Origin of the sequence: Hydrocoleum sp. CS-953, from assembly GCF_002260545.1 — a bacterium.
In the GTDB taxonomy this organism is placed as follows: Bacteria; Cyanobacteriota; Cyanobacteriia; order Cyanobacteriales; family Microcoleaceae; genus Trichodesmium.
In genome coordinates this window covers 1-5,111 of record NZ_LGSU01000866.1, presented here as the reverse complement: position 1 = coordinate 5,111, position 5,111 = coordinate 1, and the positions used below count along the sequence as shown (strand labels likewise).

The window sequence follows — 5,111 nt, the reverse complement described above, 5'->3', positions numbered from 1 at the left end:
TCTGTTCCGTGTCGCGATCGCGACGAGGTTGAACAACTACCCACTGATTAACTGCTTCTGTTTCTGTAGGTAAAGCTTCTAGATAAGCTTGAACGTGCCGATCTGCAAAATAGTCTTTCAAAGAAGCTGACTTGTCAGACAAATCACGAAAATGTGGAAATACCTCCTCAGTCAACCAATGTTCAGCATAAAGACATAGCCCTGGTAATAAATCTGGAGATTCTTGAGAATTTTCTTTAATAAAGGATAAAGGTTCATTTTCATGGCTAAGTTCTAATGAACGACTAGCCTCTTCAGTTTGCCCTAAAAGTAAAGCACAAACAGATTTCTCTAAATTTACATCTTGACTACGACCTAATTGCATCAACATCAACTTAGCCTTACGAATCAAAGCTGGTTGTTTTTGGGCAAACCCTTGAGCTAAAAAAGTATAAACTGCTAGGTATGTACCTACTGCCGAAGGACGATGAGCTTCTACCTCAAATAATTTCTTTTGTTCTGATGTGGTTAAATGATGACGTAGCTCCTGAACAAATTTCAGAAAATCTTCTACCCTAAGTCCAGAGCTATCTTCACCTTGACCATCAATTCCTCCCCGTTCATTTAACATATCTTGAAGAATTTCTAGGCCACGGCGACGGTCTAGAGCTATCTCCTCTGGTAATGCTATTAACTCCATTACTCTATAAGGACGTAGCTTATAAAGGTCAGCTTGTATCTCCCCTCGAACTTGAACAAACAGATTTTCTCGTAGTAATAATCCCTGCCCAGCTTCTAAAGCTGTGGCCGCACTTTCATATTGTCCTTGTTGCCATTGTTCTCTACCCAGTTCTAAATTAGCTAAAGCAACTGTGAGGACAATATCTGGCAGAACTAATGCTGGATCGCCAAAACGTCCATCTTTTATAGCAATACTATTATTAGTAAGATAAGGATGAGTAAGTTTTAATACCAGTTCGTATTCTCCTAGTTCCTGTAGAATCAGGATTGCTCCCACGAATTGTGGATCTTCTATTTCTATACTGGGGCTGTTAGGGTCAAACTGAGAGCTACTTATGGTCTCTCTACCTTGAGAGCTTATCCTTTTTGCTAATCGTCTAGAAGCTATTATGGGGATAACTTCTCCTGTTTCCTGAAGTTTTGTTTCTTTTTCCTCTACTTTATCAAGATTTATCTCAGAACTCGGACTTAGTTCTTCTACTTTTTCTGGCTCGTAGGTTTTAGCCAAAAAGCTGCCATCATAAGTTTGCCGTTGTTCTAGGTCAGACAGAACAGCATAAGCCTCATCTATAAGTTGTTTACGGGCAACTATTGTTGCCTCAGAATACTCCCTTCTAGGAANGGGATAACTTCTCCTGTTTCCTGAAGTTTTGTTTCTTTTTCCTCTACTTTATCAAGATTTATCTCAGAACTCGGACTTAGTTCTTCTACTTTTTCTGGCTCGTAGGTTTTAGCCAAAAAGCTGCCATCATAAGTTTGCCGTTGTTCTAGGTCAGACAGAACAGCATAAGCCTCATCTATAAGTTGTTTACGGGCAACTATTGTTGCCTCAGAATACTCCCTTCTAGGAAACTGCTGGGTGCGGTCTCTATGTGCCTGCCGTAACTGTTCGGCAGTAGCCTGAATTGGTAAACCTAAAATTCGGTAATAATCTAGTGGAATCCGCACAGTGCATTTCCTCAAAGGAGAGTTACTATATTACTTAATAATATCCTTTGTTGCTGACTAACAGAGGTCTTTTTTATTACTTTAGAGCAATTTTTTTGATGCTCGTCACTTATGAGCTAGGATTTTTTCACCGATAAACATTAAAGGTTTAAAGGTGAATCTACCAATCCTTAAATGTTCAACAAAAAATCTTATAAAGATACTGAATTTAATTTTAGCATCAAAATTCCAAGAATATAAAAATTCTTCTTCGAATTATCAAAGCATATTTTCCATTTATATCTACTTATATCTACAATTTTGAAAAAAATTGTAGATATTCATCTGATAGATTGGAGTTGCTTCCCACAAAGTATAGTTCATAATAATAAATATAGTCAAATATGACATATTCTCCTGCATTGCAGGTTTGACCTGGACTGGGTGTTAGCGTTTGCGCAGCATTCCGCAGGAAAGGAGGCACTACAACACCACGCCAGTTGCTTCAAGTTGGGGAACCCGCCTAACGCAGTGGCTTCTCTATCCCATGGTCAAAGACAAAAGGGAGCTGCTTTTCTCATAATGTTCAAAGAGCCATTCACATCAGCATTAATCAATCTGTCACAACCTGTGCGATTTGCATTCCCCGTTTCACCCTTTTTCCACTAAAAGTTGACTAATTTTTCTCACCATTCTTGTAAACAGGAATTTTATCATTATCCATAAAACTTGCAATTGAAGTATAAGATTCTTCGGTTAAAATCACCTTAATTCCTACCATTTTAGCTTTATAAGATAACATTTCTATTAACTTACCATGGGGAATTTGAACAAAATTTTGATTGTTCTTTTTTACTAACTTAATCTCCTGTATCCACTCCTGATTTTGGCCAATTATCAGAGTCCCTATTTTGTAAGTGATGAGGGTATTAATAATCAAACGAGATGCTTTGTGGAGATAATCATTGATTTTAAATTCTCTTTTACTAGCAAGTTTTCTCAGTCTCTGAGTTTATTTGACTATATATGACTATATTTATGTACAACGTTTATTATACCTTTCATTTCAGTGACAGATACTGTGCTACCCAACTTGAAGGGCAAAACTTAAGACTTATTCCATTAAGTCTATACTATACAACAAGCTAGTAAAATTTATTTACTCTCATACACAATTTCCAGATATGCTATTAAATTGCTCAAAGGTAAATTTGGATAACTTGTGGAGACCAGTAATGTTAACTTTAACATTAGAGACTTTTGCTAAAGATGTCTGTTGCAACATTCCAACATCAGATCACTAAATTATACTAGCTCAGGAAAAATTAAATGATCCAAGAACGTAACTTACCTCCTTTTAATACCAATAGTATAAAAATTAGTAAAGAAGAAGCATTGATACTATATGAAGATANGTAAATTTGGATAACTTGTGGAGACCAGTAATGTTAACTTTAACATTAGAGACTTTTGCTAAAGATGTCTGTTGCAACATTCCAACATCAGATCACTAAATTATACTAGCTCAGGAAAAATTAAATGATCCAAGAACGTAACTTACCTCCTTTTAATACCAATAGTATAAAAATTAGTAAAGAAGAAGCATTGATACTATATGAAGATATGGTTTTAGGACGCTTGTTTGAAGATAAGTGTGCTGAAATGTATTACCGAGGCAAAATGTTTGGCTTTGTTCATCTTTACAATGGACAAGAAGGGGTTTCTTCCGGTGTAATTAAAGCTATGCGACAAGATGAAGATTTTGTTTGTAGCACTTATAGAGACCATGTTCATGCTCTCAGTGCTGGTGTACCAGCACGGGAAGTGATGGCTGAATTATTTGGTAAGGCCACAGGCTGTTCTAAAGGTCGTGGTGGTTCGATGCATATGTTCTCGGCTGCACATAATCTATTGGGGGGTTATGCTTTTGTTGCTGAGGGTATTCCTGTGGCTACTGGGGCAGCTTTTCAGAGTAAATATCGTCGGGAAACTATGGGAAATGAAACTGCTGACCAAGTGACGGCTTGTTTCTTTGGGGATGGGGCTTGCAATAACGGCCAGTTTTTTGAATGTCTAAATATGGCTACATTGTGGAAACTACCGATTATTTATGTAGTCGAAAATAATAAGTGGGCAATTGGTATGGCTCATGATCGTGCTACTTCTGAACCTGAGATTTACAAAAAAGCTCATGCCTTTGGCATGGTTGGTGTAGAGGTTGATGGTATGGATGTATTGGCAGTGCATTCTGCTGCTCAGGAGGCTGTGGCCAGGGCTAGGGCTGGCGAGGGACCTACTTTGATTGAAGCTTTGACTTATCGTTTCCGAGGACATTCTTTGGCTGACCCTGATGAATTACGGGACCAACAAGAAAAGGAATATTGGTTTTCTCGTGACCCCATCAAGCAATTTAAAACTTACCTAACAGNATGGTATGGATGTATTGGCAGTGCATTCTGCTGCTCAGGAGGCTGTGGCCAGGGCTAGGGCTGGCGAGGGACCTACTTTGATTGAAGCTTTGACTTATCGTTTCCGAGGACATTCTTTGGCTGACCCTGATGAATTACGGGACCAACAAGAAAAGGAATATTGGTTTTCTCGTGACCCCATCAAGCAATTTAAAACTTACCTAACAGAAAATAATTTGGTAGATGTTGCAGAGTTAACAGCAATCGATCAAAAGATTGAGGAGTTAATTACTGAAGCTGTTGAGTTTGCTACAAATAGTCCAGAGCCAGGGTCAGATGAACTCTATCGGTACGTTTTTGCTGAGGGTTAATTAGCTAAATTGTTGATTTAATTGTAATTAAGTTTTCTGTCAAAATTAAGTCATGGGGTTTCTCATTAATTGAGTCAAAAAGACTTTCTTAGATGTGGAAACCCTAAATATATTAATGGGAATTAAACAAAACAGAACGTTTATTAATTAAAAATTATTGTACAGCAAGAAATTCAGAACATTTATCCAAAACAGCCCCTGAATCGTAACTTCCATCTGAAGGCTGTTCAAGTTGATAAGTTATAAAGTTTACATCAAAATTGACAAAAACTATTGCATTTTTTCACTATATAAAAATATTTATATACTTTTATTCCCTTTTGTCTAAACGATCAAAATAATTGGGTCTAAAACCCCGCCTTTTAAGGTGAAATGTTTTGGGAAGGTTGCTCAAAATCCCCTACACAACAACTTATGACTTCGGACTTAGTTAAGTGGAGATTTTATACACAACTTCTTTGAAGAATGGTTTAGCAATAGTGAGAGTTATTAGGATAATTAAAAGTTATAAGAATCAGAAAAAAATTTGTATTTAATAAAATTATTGTTGGTAATTAAGATGTTTAATCCTATATTTAGTACAAAAATTATCAATAAATAAAATAAATTTCTAAGCTAAAAATAAATACAAAATCAAACAAGATAAATATATGCTATATAGCTAAAAAAATATAATCTTATAGGT

3 protein-coding genes and 2 pseudogenes are annotated in these 5,111 nt (G+C 36.5%); 2 read left to right on the top strand and 3 right to left on the bottom strand.

Translation table 11 applies throughout. From position 1 onward, the window contains the following. From AFK68_RS41530 to AFK68_RS11315, 3 genes and pseudogenes are all read right to left on the bottom strand, one after another. Positions 1 to 1,341 (bottom strand): annotated as a pseudogene (locus tag AFK68_RS41530) (molecular chaperone DnaJ); the annotation flags it as partial. A gap of 1 nt (position 1,342) precedes the next feature. Beyond that, on the bottom strand, positions 1,343 to 1,668 hold a 326-nt coding region (locus AFK68_RS11320), incomplete at its 3' end, for a J domain-containing protein (protein ID WP_168186412.1). Between the two features lie 655 nt (positions 1,669 to 2,323). Next, entirely contained in the window at positions 2,324 to 2,617 is a 294-nt protein-coding gene (locus AFK68_RS11315) for an IS200/IS605 family accessory protein TnpB-related protein (protein ID WP_256386496.1), read from the bottom strand. A 569-nt stretch (positions 2,618 to 3,186) separates the two neighbouring features. Here AFK68_RS11315 and pdhA point away from each other — a divergent pair. Beyond that, positions 3,187 to 4,075, top strand: a pseudogene (gene pdhA / locus AFK68_RS11310) (pyruvate dehydrogenase (acetyl-transferring) E1 component subunit alpha); the annotation flags it as partial. A gap of 1 nt (position 4,076) precedes the next feature. Continuing rightward, positions 4,077 to 4,426, top strand: a 350-nt coding sequence (locus AFK68_RS11305) for a thiamine pyrophosphate-dependent enzyme (protein WP_246844123.1), incomplete at its 5' end; no start/stop codon positions are given. Positions 4,427 to 5,111 lie beyond the last annotated feature (685 nt).